This window comes from Nonomuraea helvata, from assembly GCF_039535785.1.
GTDB classification, from domain to species: Bacteria; Actinomycetota; Actinomycetes; order Streptosporangiales; family Streptosporangiaceae; genus Nonomuraea; species Nonomuraea helvata.
This window is the reverse complement of record NZ_BAAAXV010000001.1, coordinates 2,006,947-2,023,794: the sequence shown is the minus strand read 5'-3', so window position 1 is coordinate 2,023,794 and position 16,848 is coordinate 2,006,947. Positions and strand designations below refer to the sequence as shown.

Sequence of the window (16,848 nt, the reverse complement as noted above, 5' to 3'; positions counted from 1 at the left end):
TTAGGCGGACGGCTTCGATCCCTGTTAGCGCTAACACCGGCAACCGCTGGATTGTAAGGGGCGAACTCATGAGACGACGCTGGGCAGCGGCCCTCACCGCGGCACTCGTGCTCATCCTCGGCAATGCGACGCCCGCGTTCGCGGGCGCGCCGATCACCACCGCGATCTACACGGCCGACCCGGCCGCGCTGGTCGTCGGCGACACCCTCTACCTGTACACCGGCCACGACGAGGCCCCGCAGGGCGGCACCAACTTCGTCATGCGCGACTGGCGCGTCTTCACCTCCACCGACGCCGCCACCTTCACCGACCAGGGCGCCAAGCTCTCGATCTCGAACTTCTCCTGGGCGGGCGCCGACGCCTGGGCCGGCGAGGTGGAGCGCGGCGCGGACGGCAAGTACTACTGGTACGTCCCGGTCAACGGCAACGGCGCAGGCTGGATGGACATCGGCGTGGCCGTCGGCGACAGCCCGCTGGGCCCGTTCCGCGACGCCAAGGGCGGCCCGCTGATCAGCGACAGCACCCCCAACTCCTCGCCGCTCAACATCGACCCGACCGTCTTCACCGACGACGACGGCCAGGTCTACATGTACTGGGGCTCCTACTACGGCCTGCGCGCGGTCAAGCTCAACGCCAACATGACCTCCACCCAGGGCTCGGTGATCACGCCGAGCGGCGTGTCGAACTTCTGGGAGGCCCCCTGGATGTTCAAGCGCAACGGCGTCTACTACCTCGCCTACTCGGCCAACGACTCGGCCTGCTCGGCGCCGGGCTACGCCTGCATCCGCTATGCCACCGCGAGCAACCCGCTGGGCCCGTGGACGCACCGGGGCGTCGTGCTCGACCAGGTCAGCTCGACCACGAACCACCCGGCGATCATCGAGTACAAGGGCCAGTGGTACATGGTCTACCACAACGCGAGCGCCCCGGGCGGTGGCGACTTCCGTCGCTCGGTGACCATCGACAAGCTCTACTTCAACGCTGACGGCACCATGCAGAAGGTCGTCAAGACGAGCGGCGGCCCGACCACTCCGGGCAACCTGGCGACCAGCGCCACCCCGTCCACCTCGTACGTCTCGCCGTGGGAGACGCTCGCCGCGGTCAACGACGGCTACACCCCGGCCAACTCGGCCGACCACAGTCACGGCGCCTACGGCAACTGGGACCACCAGGGCACCGAGTGGATCGAGTACCGCTGGTCCAGCGCCCAGAACATCTCCAAGATCCAGACCTACTGGTTCGACGACGACCTCGGCATAGACCTGCCGGCCTCGTGCCAGGTGCAGTACTGGAACGGCAGCGCCTACGTCAACGTGCCCGGCCAGTCGTCCTGCGGCGTGGCGGGCAACACCTTCAACACCACGACGTTCACCTCGGTCAACACGACCCGGCTGCGGCTGAACATCACCTCCAAGTCCGGCTACTCGACCGGTGTGCTCGAATGGAGGGCCTTCTCATGAGGCGTATCCTGCTCGCCCTGCTGCTCGTGGCGGGCTTGGTCATCGCCGGTTCGCCGGCGCAGGCAGACCAGACCATCGGCTTCCCGACGTTCAACGGCCCGGCCATCCCCGCGCCGCCGGCGTCGTACACGACCGGCAACATGATGCAGGCCATCTACGACGCCGAGAGCTCCGGCACCGACTTCTGGATGGACCGGCTGCTGGCCCGCTCGGGCAACGACCCCGCCGGCACGTGGCTCATGTCGCGCGGCCGTGCGCTGTTCATGAAGACCCATACGCCCGGCACGCTCGGCTTCGCCGGTCAGGTGGCGTACTGGGAGAGCATCAGCAACAACGACGCCTTCACCGTCGCGGTCACCCCCGGCACCTTCACCGAGCAGGTGAACTCGCGCTGGCAGGCGCCCAGCTACTGGAAGAGCCGGCACACCAGCGGCTCCATCACGATCGGCCAGACGAAGTTCATCACCGAGAACAACGTGGCGGTGGCCAACCTGGCCATCACCAACGGCGGCTCCGGCTCGACGACGCTGCAGCTGCGGGCCACCTCGCCGTACGCCACCTCCGGCAGCGGCAGCGAGCTGACCGGCCAGGTGAACGCCTACAACAACCTCACCACGATCTACCCCAGGCTCACCGGTGACGGGTTCACGGTCTCCAGCGGCGGGCTCAACAGGTCCGTCACGGTCGCGGCGGGCGCGACGGTCACCGTCAAGGTCGTCATGGGCTTCGTGACGAACGAGATCCCCGCCTCCCGCACCGACTACGACGCCTACGCGGGCTACACGCCCGCCACCGCGTTCGCCACGCACGTGCGCGCGTACAACAAGTGGTGGGCCGACAACGTCCCCTACATCGACGTGCCCGAGCCGGCCATCAAGAAGAACATCTACTACCGCTGGTGGCTGATGCGCTTCAACCACCTCGACGCGGACATCCCCGGGCAGACGTTCCAGTTCCCCACGTCCGTCGAGGGCGCGCTGGGCTACAACAACGCGATCGTGCTGACCCAGCCCATGCACATCGACGACCTCAAGTACCTGCGTAACCCGATCTACTCCTACGGCGACTGGCTGAGCGTCGGCCAGGTCTCCAAGAACGGTCGCTTCGTGGACAACCCGGGCGACCCGGAGAACTGGTCGAACAGCTACACCCAGTACATCGCCGAGGCGGCCTGGAAGAGCTACCAGATCCACGGCGGCCAGCCCGCCATCGCCGCGAACCTGGCCCGCTACGCCGAGCAGGACGTCAAGGGCCAGCTCGCCTACTACGACCACGACAACAACAAGCTCGTCGAGTACGACTGGGGCGCCCTGACCGGCAACGACGCCGACGCCGTGTCGTTCCACTGGAAGAGCGGCAACATGGACCGCGCCGAGGCCGCCTACCAGTACAGCGGGGCGCTGGCCGCGGCGCAGGCGTACGAGGCGATCGGCAACACGGCCAAGGCCACCGAGATGCGCACGCTGGCCACGCAGATCCAGAACGCCATCGTCAACGTGCTGTGGAACCCGAACCGGCAGCTGTTCGAGCACCGGCTGAAGTCCACCAACGAATGGGTGCCGTGGAAGGAGATCAACAACTACTACCCGTTCGCGGTCGGCGCGATCCCGAACACGGACACCTACAAGCAGGCCCTGCGCCTGTTCAACGACCCGGCGCAGTATCCGATCTTCCCCTTCTACACCGCCAACCAGGCCGACAAGGCGGCCTCGGGCACCGGCAGCAACAACTTCTCCACGATCAACTCGACCGTGCAGTTCCGCCTGCTCTCCTCGGTGCTGCGGAACTACCCCAACCAGTGGATCGACACGAACTGGTACAAGAAGCTGCTCTACTGGAACGCCTGGGCGCAGTACATCAACGGCAACACCCAGTACCCGGACGCCAACGAGTTCTGGGCCGACTGGAACGGCTCGTCGATCACGTACCGCTCCTGGATCCACCACAACATCCTGGGCAGCAGCAACTGGACCGTGATCGAGGACGTCGCCGGGCTGCGGCCGCGCAACGACGCCAAGGTGGAGCTCTCGCCGATCAACATCGGCTGGCCCAACTTCACCGTCAACAACCTGCGCTACCGCAACGCCGATCTGGCCATCGTCTGGGACGACCCGTCCGACGGCGTCGTGCGCTACCCGGGCGTGCCCGAGGGCTACTCGATCTTCATCAACGGCAGCCGGGCGGCCACGGTGTCGTCGCTGGTGCCGTTCACGTGGGATCCGGCCACCGGCAACGTCACCACCAACGGGACCGTCACGTACCACGTGGCCGTGCCCGGGCTCCAGGCGCCCTCCCAGGTCGTCCAGTCCAGCGCCCGCATGGTCGACATGCTGGCCAAGGCGGGCGTCGACCTGACCGACAACCTCACCAACCTCGCCGCCGACGCCACCGCCAGCGCTTCCACCACCGCCTCGGGCAGCTCCACGGCGGGGGCGAAGGACGGGTTCCCGATCAACGAGCCGTTCTGGGGCGGCACCACGGCGGGGCAGGACTGGTACGAGCTGGACTTCGGCGCGTCCCGCACGTTCAACGAGGTCCGGCTCTACTTCAAGGACAGCCGGCCGGCCAGCGCGACCTACCGGGCGCCGGCGTCCTACACCATCCAGTACTACAACGGCAGCTCCTGGGTGGACGTGCCCGGCCAGGCCAAGACGCCGGCCGCGCCGCGGGCCAACTACAACGTCGTCCAGTTCTCGGCGATCATCGCGCAGCGGATGCGGGTGCTGGCCACGGCGGCCTCCGGCGCCAGGACCGGCCTCACCGAGGTCAAGGTCTACAACCGGGGCGGCGTGCAACCGCCCCAGAACCCCAACCTGGCGCTGTCGGCCACGCCGTCGGCGTCGTACACCTCGTCGTGGGAGAGCGTGGCCGCGGTCAACGACGGGATCGACCCGCCGTCGTCCAACGACACCGTCAACCCGCGCTGGGGCTGCTGGCCGGAGACCGGGCAGCAGTGGGTGGACCTCACCTGGTCCTCGGCGCAGTCCGTGAAGCGGGCCGAGGTGTACTTCTTCGACGACGACGAGGGGATCGACATGCCGGCGTCGTGGAAGCTGCAGTACTGGAACGGCAGCGCGTACGTGGACGTGCCGGGCGCGTCGGCGTACACGCTGAACAAGAACGCCTACAACAGCGTCACCTTCACCGCCACGAACACCACCCGCCTGCGGGTGCTGCTCACCGGTAACGGCAGCAACTCCGTGGGCCTGCTGGAGGTCAAGGCCTACGCGACGTGACACATGCGAAGGGGCGGGTCGCGCGGACCCGCCCCTTCGGGTCTCTGATGGGACACCGCGGCGTTCTTCTCCTAGGCTTGATTATCTGGCCAGACCTATGAGGAGGACGGGGCACGGTGACACGGGCGCTCGTGGTGGGGGCCGGTTCGTTCCGGGTGGTGGAGCAGGGCGAGTGGGATCCCATGGGATCGGCGGAGACGGGGTTCGAGTCGCTGGCCTGCGTGGCCCCCGCTGTGACGGACCTGGCGCGAGCAATGGCCCGCCTCCAGGGGCTGCGCGTGCACGGCGACGCGCCGCTGCTGCACCCTTCGCTGGCCGAAGTGGACGAGGCGTGGCAGGAACTGCGCGGGCGCGCAGCCGGCGAGGCGCTGATCGTGCACTTCAGCGGGCACGGCGTGCTCGGCAGCTCGGACACGAGCCTGTATCTGGCGGCGCGCGACAGCGACCCAGGCTCTCTGCCTCGCACCGCCGTCTACGTGAACGCGTGGCTGGACGAGGTGGAGAACACGCGGGACGGCGCTCCCACCCTGTTCCTGCTGGACGTGTGCGGGGCGGGGCGGGCGGCGGTGTACCAGCTCGTGCAAGGGATCCGGGCCCGCGACAGGAGGTCCTGGGTCATTGCCGCGTGCACGGAGGACGAGAAGGCGTACAAGGCGCATTTCACCCAGGCGACCACGACCGTTCTGGAACGCCTGCGCGACGGCCTGCTGGACGTCTCGCCCGCGCTCGCGTACATCCCGGTCGAGACCCTCGCCGAGGAGATCGACCGCGAGCTGGCCCGCCTCGCCGAGCAGGACGAGCAGCGCTTCGGGCAGACGGTGGTACGTACGCCGCGGCTGGAGGCGTCCGCCGAGCCGCCGCCGTTCTTCCCCAATCCCGCCTACGCCGACAACCTGTCCGACCAGTTCCAGCGGCGGCGCGACAGCGCGCTGTGGCAGTTCGCCGCCGACGCGGCCCCGGGTCTGGACCCGCTGCACTTCCTCTCCCGCGCCTCCGGCACGTCGTCGCAGGCGGCGACGCAGTGCCGCTTCACGGGCCGTCGCGAACAGCGCCTGCGGATCAACGCCTGGCTGGACGACCCGGCAGGCGCCGAACCGTCGCTCCTGGTGGTGACGGGCGGGCCCGGCGCCGGCAAGTCCGCTCTGCTGGGCGTCACGCTCTGCCTGGCGCACCAGGACCTCCACGACATCGCGGACTCCATCCGAGGCCGCATCCTCCCCGCTGAGCGGCCGAACGTGCATCCCTTCCTGGCCGCGGTCCACACCCGCGAGCGCGGCCAGGCCGAGATCCTCTCCTCCCTCGCCCGCCAACTCCGCCTGGGCGATCCTCCTGCCGGCGGCCCATGGACCACTCAGGCGGTGCTGGAGCGGCTGCGGGACAGATCCCAGCGCGCTGTCGTCGTGCTCGACGCCCTCGACGAGGCCCTGCGCGCCGAGGAAATCGTCACCGAGGTCGTGCTGCCCCTCGTCACCGCGACCCGCGACGGGCGGCCGCTGTGCCGGGTGCTCATCGGCACCCGCCCCTGGCGCGGCTTCCCCGCGTTACGGGAACGCCTCAGAAGCGACGGCGAGCTGATCGACCTGGATCGTGTGCCCGCCCCGCAACTCGCCGTGGACCTCGCCGGCTACCTGGAGGACGCGCTGTGGCCGCTCGCGACTCACGGCCCGGCCGGCGCGGTCGCCGAGGTCGCACGGCAGGTCGCCGATCGGCTCACCCGCGCCCGCCATCACGGCCGTTTCCTCCTGGCCGTGCTGTTCGCCGACTACCTCACTCGGCTGCGCGCCCCGCTGGATGCCCGTGCGAGCGTCGAGCGCCTCCCCATCGACCTGCCAGGCATGCTCGACCTGCACCTCGAAACGCTCATCGAGCAGGACCCATGGCTGCGTCCGGTGCTGCGGGCAGTGGCCTTCGCACGCGGCGAGGGCATGCCGCTCGAGGCCCTCCACTCGGTGGCCACCACTTTCGCCACCGGCAGCGATCTCGGGTCACACGTCCTGGCGCGGACGTCGTCCGACACGCGGCGCGCGCTCGCGGCGGCGACCTTCTACCTGCGCACCAGCACCGGCCCCGACGGACGCCAGCTCTACCGCTTCTTCCACCACGCCGTCGTCGAGCACCTGCGCAAGGACCGGCCCGGCGAAGGGATCACCGGCCGGAGCCTCGCCGAAGCGGTCTTCACCAGGCTGCGGGACACGGTCCCCCTTGCGCCCGACGGCAGGAGCCGGCTGTGGGACCTCGCTTCGCCGTACGTGCGCCGCCATCTCGTCGAGCACGCCGCCGCGGCCGGTCCGCAGGCCGTCAACGCCCTGCTGCTCGACCCCGGCTTCCTGGTGCACGCCGACCCGGTGACGTCGGCGGCCAACGCGCACCGCGCCACCGACCGTACGGCCAAGCTCCACGCCCGAATCCTCGACACCTCGATCAAGCATCATCCCGGACGGGCCCCCGAGGACCGCCGCCGCCTGCTGGAGCTGGACGCGGTCCGCTGGCGCCATCCGGAGCTCGCCCACGCCGTGGCCGAGGGCGGCTCGCCCGCCGCACGCCCGGTATGGGCGACGAACGCGAACATCCATCCTGCCCTGCGGCGTGCCTTCAGCCGTCGCCACCACGTCAGAGCGATGACGACGGCGGAGATCGGCGGCAGCGTCCATGTCCTGACCGCCGAGGGCAGGCAGGTGTGGCTCTGGGACCTGGAGCAAGGCACGGAGCGACATGTTCTGACCTGCGGGCAGCAGGTGCAGGCCGTCCGGGTGGCAGAGATGCCGGGCGGTCCCCATGCCTTGATCGCCGCGGGGACGGAGGTGCGGCTCTGGGACCTGACGGACGGCACGCAACGCCACGCCACCCTCTACGGCCCCCAGGTTCAGGGGATCGGGGAGACGGAGATCGACGGCCGCCCGCACGCCCTGATCACCGCCGGGAAGACCGTGCACGTCTGGGACCTCGCCGGGGGCGTACGCCGCTGCAAACTGGGACACGGGGCACCGGTGCGGCACGTGGAGCCGCTGACCGTGCACCAGCGCCCGCACGCGCTCACCTACGCCGAGGACGGCCTGCGCCTGTGGGATCTCACCGACGGGGCTGAGCGGCGGATCCTGCGCCATCTTCGCGGCCTGCGCGCGGTGGCCGGCGTGGAGATCGGCAAACGTCCCCACGCCGTCACCACCGCGGAGAACGGCGTACGCGTGTGGGACCTCACCGACGGCGCGCTCCGCCGCTCCCTCGACCACCTCGACCCCGTGCGCGAGATCACGGCGTTCGAGCTCGACGGACGCCCGCACGCCTTCACCACCAGCAGGAACGTCGTGTCCGTCTGGGACCTCGACACGGGCGTGCTCCACCACGAGCTCGTCCACAAGGGACCGGCAGAGGTGGTAGATGTGGCCGAGATCCTGCGGCGGCCTCATGCGCTCACCGTCAGCGGCAAGAGCCTGCACGCGTGGGATCTGACCGGCAGCGGCCTGCACCACACCTTCTCCGGCCACCACGGCAACGTCCAGGCGGCGGCGTTCACCTGGAACGGCGAGCGGCCCTTGGCCCTCACCGCCGACCTCGACCACGTCGTCCGCGTCTGGGACGTGGCCGGAGGGATCAGGCATCACTCAACCCCCGTGGGGACGATCGCGGCGGCCCAGGTGAGCGGAAGACCTTACGGCCTCACCACGGCCGGCGACCGGGACGCGCGGGTGTGGGACCTGGCCAACGGGATCCTCGTGCGCACGTTGAGGAGCGACCGGCCTATCGGTTCGGCGGTGGTGGCCACCGTGGACGGCCGCGCCTATGGACTGACCGCCTCGGGCGGCAACGAGGTGCGCGTGTGGGATCTGGCCGACGGTGTCCAGGTACAGAGGCTCCGCCATGACCGGCGCGTGAGCGTGCTCACCGTGTCCGACCTCCAGGGCCGTGCGCACGCGCTCACCACCTGTCCCGGGCCGCAGCACCTCGTGCACGTATGGAGCCTCCCTGATGCGGTGCTCCTGCACACCCTCGCGTTCGCCAGGCCCGTTCACCGCGTCATGGCGGCCGAGATCAATGGGCGGCCCCACGCCGTGGTCGGTAGCGGCCGTTGGTTGCACGCGCGGAACCTGGTGAACGCCTCCACCCGGTGGGTCCGGGACCTGTCCCGGTGCAGGCAGCTGCTGGCGGCCGGCATCGACGGCACGGCGCACGCCCTCATGACGTCGGGCGACACCTTCCGGGTGATCCGGTTGTCCGATGGCCGCGTGGTCTGGACCCTTCCCGGGAGCGGCTGGCCGATCACGCACGGCGAGCTCGCCGACATCGACGGACGTGCTCACATGCTCATCTGCACCGCCAACAGGGTGCGGGTCCTGGACCTGTCCGATCGCCGTCCGGTCATGGACCTGACCCACGACGAGGCCGTGGGATCGGCGGTGGTGACCGAGGCCGGCGGTCGCGCGCGGCTGGTCACCACCAGCGGACATCGGGTGTGCCTGTGGGATGCGGCCACCGGTGAACCCGACGGACCGCCGCTGATCGTGCCGTACCCGGCGCGATGGCTGCTGCCGCATCCGCGCGGTTTCGTCGTCAGCTTCGGGCCGGAGCTGGCCCTGTTCTCCCTGCCCGGCGAAAGTGAGATTCGATGAACGTGACGTCACCGGTCCTTGCCGTGCACGGGATCGGCAACCGGCAGCGCGGGCTCGACCCGGTGCAGGCGGCGGCGGCGCTGGCCGGGAAGTGGCAGCCCAACCTCGCCAGGGGATTCGCGGCGGCCGGCTTCACCTCTCCCGTGCCCGAGCTACGGGCGGCCTACTACGCTCACCTGCTCGCCGCCGCGGAAGCGCAGGGGGCGGGCGACGACGAGCGGGTGGAGTCCCTGTCGGCGGAGGAGGCGTCGCTCGCCTGGGCGTGGCTGCGGGGGGGCCGGCGTGCCCGACCCCGCGGATGCGCAGGGTCCGGTGACCATGCCTGTCCGGCAAGGACTCGACTGGCTGGCGCGGCGCCGCCGAGTGCCGGTGAGCCTGCTGGCCCGGATCGCGGTGGCGTTCGCCAGGGAGGTGCACGCCTATCTCGCCACGCCAGAGCGGCGACGGCAGGCTCGCGCGCAGGTCGCCGAGGCGATCAGCGAGCACCGGCCCCGGGTGGTCCTGGCACACTCGCTCGGCTCGGTGGTCACCTACGAGGCGTTGCATGCTCATCCGGACCTGGAGGTGGAGTTGCTGGTCACGCTCGGCTCGCCGCTCGGCCTGCCGGGAGCCGTCTTCGACGTGCTCGAGCCCGGGCCGGTCGGCGGGAAAGGCGCGCGGCCTCCGGGCACGGCCAGGTGGGTCAACCTGGCCGACCCGGGAGACCTCGTCGCCGTCCCCCAGCGGCTCGGCGATCGCTTCCCCGTTGATCTCCACGACGAGGCGTTCATCGGCCTGGGAAATTTTCACTCCCTGGCCGGCTACCTCGGGACCGCGCTCACCGCGACGACCATCGCGCCGTACACCGGGGCTTCTTGACCTGCACCTCGCCCTGAAGGGACGAGGATTCCCGTGCCGCCTGCGGCGGCAACCCACAGCGCTGGACGCCATAGGTTATGGAACGGGGTGCTTGACGCTTCACAGACCGGGCAACCCCGAAGTCTCCACGTCCTGAGACGACCAGCCCGGCCGCCTTGTTCCATAAAAGCGATCTTCCGCGCGGCTTGGTTATCGCTCGCTTGTTCGACCGTCACCGACTGTAGACCCGGCCACGTCACTGCTGCAAGTGATTTCGGCAAGGTTCCGGGTCCGCGCTGTGCGCTCCGGTCTGCCCCGCCTTCGGCGGGCCATCCCCTGGCGGGGCCGCATTCATCCACGGCCTGAAGGCCGATGGCTTTCTGCGGGTTCTTGGTAAGCAGTCCGCCGCCGGCCACCTCAGCGCAGGCGGCCGGCGCCCGCGCCCGCGACGAGCAGGCGCACCGCCTGGGGCGGGTGGATGCGGGTGAACAGGGTTGGCGTCCAGCCGGCGTCGGCGCCGAGTGACGTCCCGTTGGCGGCGTTGTACGCGGCCACCAGGTCGGCCGGTGCGCCGTCCATCAGGTTGTTCTTCGCGGTGATCGCGGTGCCCTTGAACACCGACAGCACCTTCGCCGCGGCGATGCCGTCGAAGGCGTTGCTCTCGGCGTAGACATTGGAGCCGAAGCCCACGCCGCGGCGGCCAGGCTGTAGCCGTTCACCGCGTAGTCGTCGCAGGTCAGCGGCGTGCCGTCAGGGCCGGTGCGGGCGTCTATCGCGCCTTTCACGTACACGATCCTCGGGGTGTTGTCGGCCGGGTTCCCGGGCGCCGCCACCAGCTCGGCCCTGGTGCCGACGACGTGGACGTCCTGCGGGCGGGCGGCCGAACCACCGGTGGTGCCGGTGGTGGCCGACGCCCAGCCGTCGTCGCGTGGCAGCGTCTCGCGGCTGGGCTCGCGCGGGGTCGGGCGGTGCCGGCGGACCGGGTTCCAGCCGTCGCCGCCCGCCAGGTACCTCTCCGGGGTGAAGGCGGCGGCCTGTTCGGGGGTGAGCTGCAACCTCGCCGAGGGGGTGCGGCAATCGGTTGTACGAAACGCTGACTTGGCAGGCTCACTCCGTCAATGGCCTGCAGCGACATTGCACTATTGCAGCAACAATCGATTCTAAGATAGTGGACGATCTTGACTGCTGGAGCGCGCCACATCTACAGTCCGCCTGCTATTTATCGGCGCTTTCATGAAACTTTCAGCGGGAGCATCGTGCGCATCCTTCGAGCCCTGGTGGCCGCCGCCCTGTTATGCCTCGTGCCCGCGGTCTCCGCGCACGCCGCGACGGACTCGGCGCACGCCGCGACAGACCTCACGTCCTCCAAGGCAGACTTCAGCTACGACTTCGAGGGCGGCACCACCCAGGGATGGGGCCCGCGCGGCGACGGCGTCTCCGTCACGGTGACGGCGGAGGCGGCCCACGGCGGGACGAGCAGCCTCCTGACGACCGGCAGGACCGCGACGTGGCACGGCGCGTCGATCGACGCGCCGTTCGTCAGGGGCGTCGGCTACACCGTGACCGCGTACGCGCGGCTCGTGAGCGGCCAGCCGTCGAGCGCGATCGCGCTGACCGTGCAGCGGACCCCGGCCGGCGGCGACACCACGTACGAGCGGGTCGCGGCGGCCACCGTGACCGACGGGGGATGGGTGCGGCTGACGGGCACCTACCAGTTCACCGCCGAGTCCACCGGCGTGCAGCTCTACGCCGAGAGCTCCGACGCCACCGGCCGGTTCTATCTGGACGACATCGTCATCACCCCGCTCGGCGATCCCACGCGCGAGCCGATCAGCAGCGACTTCGAGGACGGCACCACGCAGGACTGGGCCCCCAGGGCCGCCGCCACCCTCGAGTCCAGTACGGCCGCCGCGCACGCGGGCAGCCGCGCGCTGGCGGTCGGCGGCCGGTCGGCCTCCTGGGACGGCCCCGCGCTGAACGTGCTCGGCCGGATGGCCAAGGGCGACAAGTACGCCCTGTCGGTATGGGTGCGGCTCGGGCCGGACACCGCGTCGGGCCGGCTCGGGCTGTCGATCGAGCGCAGGAGCGGCGGCACTCCGAGCTACGAGCGGGTGGTCTCGCCGAAGGACATGCCGGCCGGGGAGTGGGTGCGGCTGTCCGGCACGTACACGCTCGCGTACGACGTCGACTTCCTCAGCCTGTACGTCGAGTCCGACAGCGGTACGTTCCCCTTCTACCTGGACGACTTCTCCATGACGTACGTCCAGCCGAAACCGATCCAGACCGACATCCCCGCGCTCAAGGACAAGGTGCCCTTCGTCATGGGCTCGGCGTTCACCCGGCCCGACACGCTCGGCGTGCACGGCGAGCTGCTGGCCAGGCACTTCAACGGCGTCACGCCCGGCAACGAGCTCAAATGGGACGCCACCGAGCCGAGGGAGGGCGAGTTCACCTTCGCCGACGGCGACTACCTCGTGGACTTCGCCACCCGGCACGGCATGACGATCCGCGGTCACACGCTCGCCTGGCACAGCCAGACCCCTGACTGGGTCTTCCAGAACGCCGACAAGGAGCTGCTGCTCAAGCGCCTGGAGACGCACGTGCGCACGCTGGTGACCAGGTACAAGGGCAAGATCGCGGCCTGGGACGTGGTCAACGAGGTCGTGGACGAGAACCAGCCCGACGGCCTGCGCCACTCCAAGTGGTACGAGATCGCCGGCCTCGACTTCATCCGCACGGCCTTCCGCGTCGCGCACGAGGCCGACCCGGCCGCCAAGCTCTTCATCAACGACTACAACACCGAGTTCCCCCGCAAGCGTGAGGCCCTGTACGCGCTGGTCAAGCGGCTCAAGGACGAAGGCGTGCCGATCGACGGCGTGGGCCACCAGCTCCACCTGAACATCGAGCACCCGCCCGCCTCCGCCGTCGAGGCGACGATCGAGCGTTTCGCCACGCTCGGCGTGGACCAGCAGATCACCGAACTCGATGTCAGCATTTATACGGATTTCGTCTCTTCGTACGACACGATCCCGCCTGAACTACTCGTCCAGCAGGGCTACCGGTACAAGGAGCTGTTCGACGTCTTCCGCCGGCAGGCCGCGAAGCTCAGCTCGGTGACGGTGTGGGGCGAGTCGGACGACGTGAGCTGGCTGCGGTCCTGGCCGATCCCCCGGCTGAACGCGCCGCTGCCCTTCGACGACGAGCTGCAGGCCAAGCCCGCGTACTGGGGCATCGTGGACCCGTCCCGGCTGGCGCCTTCGGTACGGAGGCTGGAGGCGCCGGCCGGGACGCCCAAGGTGGACGGCGGCCGGGACCTCGAGTGGGACCTGCTGCCGGACTCGCCGATCGCGCGCGTGGGCGACGTGTCCGCCGGGTTCCAGGCACGTTCGTCCGCCAAGGGGCTCTACCTGCTCGCCGAGGTCACCGATCCGACCGCCGGCAAGGACGACCGGGTGACGTTCACCGTGGACGGCACGCCGTACGTGGTCGGGCGGCGCGGGGGTCTCTCGGGCGGGGCGACGGACGGGCAGAGCGGGAGTCTCTCCGGCGGCGCGACGGGCGGGCAACACGGAGTCCCGAAGGCGGCGGTGCGGCGGACTACGACCGGGTACCGCGTCGAGGCGCTGGTCGGGATGGGCACGGACGTGACCGTGACCGTGCACGACTCCTCCGGCGAGGCCGTCTGGAACGGGAAGGTGACGCCGACGGCCGCGATCAAGCTGACGTCGGCCGCCCACCGCGCGCCCGTGCTCGACGGCATCGTGGACCGGGCCTGGTCGGCCGCGCCGGAGATCCGCACCGGGACCTGGATCCAGGGCACCTCCGGCGCCACCGCCAAGGTGCGCTCGCTGTGGAGCGGATCGACGCTGTACGTCCTCGCCCAGGTCTCCGACCCCGCGCTGAGCGAGGAGTCCCCGAACCCGTGGGAGCAGGACTCCGTCGAGATCTTCGTGGACCCGGGCAACGGCAAGACCAAGGGGTACGAGGACGACGACGGCCAGTACCGGGTGAGTTTCTCGGGCCGGGTCACGGTCGGCGGGACGTTCGACGCGGGCGGCGTCAAGGACCACGTGAAGGCGGCGACCAGGGCGGTGCCCGGCGGCTACGTCGTAGAGGCGGCCGTCGACCTGCCCACGATCACCTTGGCGCCCGGCACCCTGCTGGGCTTCGACATCCAGGTCAACGACGCGACGGGCGCGGCCAGAACGAGCGCGGTGACCTGGAACGACAGCACGGGCCGCAGCTACCTGGACACCAGCCACTGGGGCGTCCTCCGCCTGGCCCAGGGGTAGGTGGGCCGTGGCTCGCGGCGCAGGCACCCGGACACGTGCTCCATACGCTCAGTGCGGCCGACGGGCGAATTGGCGGGCGACCGCATGGAAGGACTGTTTCGGCTCCCAATGCCATCTCGACGGAGAGTCTCTGATCGTTTTGACCAGGCTGTAGCTGGCCATGTCGAGGTCAAGGCGCGGCTCGCGGCGGTGCGGGGCGTCGGGGGTGGCGAACTGGTAGACCAGCGCCCCGTACAGGTTCATCGAGTCGAAGACCTCCAGGACGGTGGACAGGTAGTCGGCCTGGGTTCGCTCGCTGCGGACCAGGTTGCCGACGATCTCCTCCTGCGGCTTGCTGTAGTCCACGACCTGCCAGCCCATGCCGCCCGCGTCGCCTTCGTCCTGGAGCGCCTGCGCCGCTGAGGAGCCGCGCCGGCGGTGGGTCAACGCCCCTCGATGAAGGCGAGCAGGTCGCTGTTGAGCTGGTCGCGGTGGCTGACGAACAGGCCGTGGCCGGCGGTCGGGTACTCGTGGTAGGCGGCGCCGGGGATCATCTTGGCGGTGCGGCGGCCGGTGACGTCGATGGGCGCGGAGAAGTCGGCGGCACCGTGGACGACCAGTGTGGGGACCTTGATCTCGGGCAGGGTGGCCCGGTGGTCGAAGTTCACCACGTTGCGCTGGGCCTGGCGCACCGCCCACGGCGAGACTTCCAGGCACTGGCGCATAATGAAGTCGACCTGCGCCGGGGAGACGTCGTTGCCCAGGTGGGTGGCGAAGAACGCCTGGGCCTGCCGGGCCAGCCACTTGGGCCGGTCGGCGTCGAGCGCGGCGATCGACGCGTCCAGCAGGGCGCCGGGGATCCCTTCGGGGTTGTCGTCGGTCTGCCGCATGAACGGCAGCATGGCCGAGATGAGCGCGATCCGCGCGATCCGCTCGTCGCCGTGCCGGGTCAGGTACCGGGCGATCTCGGCGCCGCCCATCGAGTGCCCCACCAGGATCACATCACGCAGGTCGAGAAGCTCGATCAGCACGGCCAGGTCGTCGGCCGCGGTGTCCATGTCGTAACCGGTGCTGGGACGGTCGGATCGGCCGTGCCCGCGGCGGTCGAGGGCGATGCAACGGTAGCCCTGCTCCACGAAGTACGGGATCTGGTACTCCCACATGTCGGCGCAGAGCATCGCGCTGGCCACGAACACGATCGGCCGGCCCTGGCCGTAGTCCTCGTAGGCCAGGCGGGTGCCGTCACTCGTCTCGAAGAACATCTCAGTGCTCCCAATGTCGTGGTGCGGGTAGGTGTGCGGTGCTGATGAGACGAGTCTTCCGGTGTGGAGGTAGGCGTGCCAATTACGTGCCAGGTAAGCGCCTTACCGGCGTAGGGTCGTGCTCGTGCCTGAGCCGATCATGCGCCCCACTGCCCGCGTCCTCCTCGTCGACAGCCAGGACCGGGTCCCGCGCAATCAGGGCCCAAGAACCCCGACGTTGCGTGGTTCGCCGACGCCGATCTGGAGGGCGTCGGATCACTGGCTGTATGAGGCCGGCACGTTGTTGACGCGGACGGGCACCAGCGACGCCGGCGGTCTTGCTTCTCCTGTGGCGCGCGATGCGCGGCTGACGTCGAGAACGGGAATGGTTCGTGCCGGTGGGGCTATTACCAGGGCACCGTTCCGGCGTCGTCGAAGAATCCGCCGGTCGGTCCGTCGTCGGGCAGGGTTGCGAGGTGAATCGCGATGGCCGCGCCCTGTTGTGGTGTGCGGACGCCTTGGAAGCCGTTGAGGTCGGTGGCGGTGAAGCCGGGGCAGCCGGAGTTGATCAGGATGTTGGTGCCGCTCAGTTCCTTGACGTATTGGATGGTGAGGGCGTTGAGGAAGGTCTTCGAGGCCAGGTAGGCGGCGGGAACCGGGCCCATGTCGATGCCGGGGGTGGTTTGCAGGGCGAGCGAGCCGACGCTGCTGGACATGTTGACGATCCGCGGTGATGCCGAGTTGCGCAGCATCGGCAGCATCGCGTTGGTGACCCGGATGACGCCGATCACGTTGGTTTCCACGACAGCTCGCACGGTCGCGGGCTCGACCGTGGTCGGTGTCTGTGGCACGCCGCCGGTGATCGCGGCATTGTTGACCAGGACGTCGAGCCCTCCGGCATGGCCGGCGATCAGTTCGGCCGCGGCGGCGACACTTTCGTCGTCGGTGACGTCGAGCGGCACGCCGAACGCATCGGCCCCGGCCGCGCGCAGCTTCTCGACCGCGGTGTCGCGGCGTCGTTGATCCCTCGCGCCCACACCGATTCGCCAGCCAAGGGCGCCCAGGCCTGCGGCGATCTCGTATCCGATTCCCTTGTTCGCGCCGGTCACCAGCGCGATCGTCCGTTCACTCATGCCGTCGATCATGTTGCGGACTCGGGTGGGGCGTCCAAGACCGGTCAGGTGGGCGGCGATACC

9 protein-coding genes are annotated in these 16,848 nt (G+C 69.8%); 5 read left to right on the top strand and 4 right to left on the bottom strand.

Annotated elements, in window-relative coordinates:
* The first annotated feature begins 68 nt into the window (after positions 1 to 68).
* The 4 genes from ABD830_RS09255 (at position 69) to ABD830_RS09240 (ending at position 10,161) form a co-directional block, all read left to right on the top strand.
* Complete coding sequence (locus ABD830_RS09255; protein WP_344986090.1) at positions 69 to 1,460, top strand: glycoside hydrolase family 43 protein; 1,392 nt, start codon at positions 69 to 71, stop codon at positions 1,458 to 1,460.
* Positions 1,457 to 4,696 (top strand): MGH1-like glycoside hydrolase domain-containing protein, encoded by a 3,240-nt coding sequence (locus ABD830_RS09250; protein WP_344986089.1) that lies wholly within the window; start codon positions 1,457 to 1,459, stop codon positions 4,694 to 4,696. The genes ABD830_RS09255 and ABD830_RS09250 overlap by 4 nt, the downstream gene beginning before the upstream one ends.
* 116 nt (positions 4,697 to 4,812) lie before the next feature.
* Entirely contained in the window at positions 4,813 to 9,303 is a 4,491-nt protein-coding gene (locus ABD830_RS09245) for an AAA family ATPase (RefSeq protein WP_344986088.1), read from the top strand.
* A gap of 318 nt (positions 9,304 to 9,621) precedes the next feature.
* Positions 9,622 to 10,161: a hypothetical protein gene (locus tag ABD830_RS09240; protein WP_344986087.1), complete on the top strand. Its 540-nt coding sequence runs from the start codon at positions 9,622 to 9,624 to the stop codon at positions 10,159 to 10,161.
* 396 nt (positions 10,162 to 10,557) lie between these two features.
* Here ABD830_RS09240 and ABD830_RS09235 read toward each other — a convergent pair whose 3' ends face one another.
* On the bottom strand, positions 10,558 to 10,830 hold the full coding sequence (locus ABD830_RS09235; protein ID WP_344986086.1) for a hypothetical protein: 273 nt from the start codon (positions 10,828 to 10,830) through the stop codon (positions 10,558 to 10,560).
* A gap of 566 nt (positions 10,831 to 11,396) precedes the next feature.
* Between ABD830_RS09235 and ABD830_RS09230 the strand changes: the two genes are divergently transcribed.
* Positions 11,397 to 14,432 (top strand): endo-1,4-beta-xylanase, encoded by a 3,036-nt coding sequence (locus ABD830_RS09230; protein ID WP_344986085.1) that lies wholly within the window; start codon positions 11,397 to 11,399, stop codon positions 14,430 to 14,432.
* A 48-nt stretch (positions 14,433 to 14,480) separates the two neighbouring features.
* Here the strand turns inward: ABD830_RS09230 and ABD830_RS09225 are convergent, their stop codons facing one another.
* The 3 genes from ABD830_RS09225 to ABD830_RS09215 all read right to left on the bottom strand — a co-directional run bounded on the left by ABD830_RS09225 (position 14,481) and on the right by ABD830_RS09215 (position 16,797).
* Positions 14,481 to 14,858: a hypothetical protein gene (locus ABD830_RS09225; protein ID WP_344986084.1), complete on the bottom strand. Its 378-nt coding sequence runs from the start codon at positions 14,856 to 14,858 to the stop codon at positions 14,481 to 14,483.
* Complete coding sequence (locus ABD830_RS09220; protein ID WP_344986083.1) at positions 14,855 to 15,673, bottom strand: alpha/beta fold hydrolase; 819 nt, start codon at positions 15,671 to 15,673, stop codon at positions 14,855 to 14,857. Before ABD830_RS09220 ends, ABD830_RS09225 begins: the two co-directional genes overlap by 4 nt.
* Before the next feature lie 386 nt (positions 15,674 to 16,059).
* The gene (locus ABD830_RS09215) at positions 16,060 to 16,797 is read right to left on the bottom strand and encodes an SDR family NAD(P)-dependent oxidoreductase (RefSeq protein ID WP_344986082.1); all 738 of its coding nucleotides are present in this window, start codon (positions 16,795 to 16,797) and stop codon (positions 16,060 to 16,062) included.
* Positions 16,798 to 16,848: the final 51 nt, after the last annotated feature.

Bases quoted from the DNA above. Each gene is read 5' to 3' on its own strand.
- ABD830_RS09255 (WP_344986090.1), top strand. From the start codon at position 69: ATGAGACGACGCTGGGCAGCGGCCCTCACCGCGGCACTCGTGCTCATC.
- ABD830_RS09250 (WP_344986089.1), top strand. From the start codon at position 1,457: ATGAGGCGTATCCTGCTCGCCCTGCTGCTCGTGGCGGGCTTGGTCATC.
- ABD830_RS09240 (WP_344986087.1), top strand. From the start codon at position 9,622: ATGCCTGTCCGGCAAGGACTCGACTGGCTGGCGCGGCGCCGCCGAGTG.
- ABD830_RS09220 (WP_344986083.1), bottom strand. From the start codon at position 15,673: ATGTTCTTCGAGACGAGTGACGGCACCCGCCTGGCCTACGAGGACTAC.
- ABD830_RS09215 (WP_344986082.1), bottom strand. From the start codon at position 16,797: ATGATCGACGGCATGAGTGAACGGACGATCGCGCTGGTGACCGGCGCG.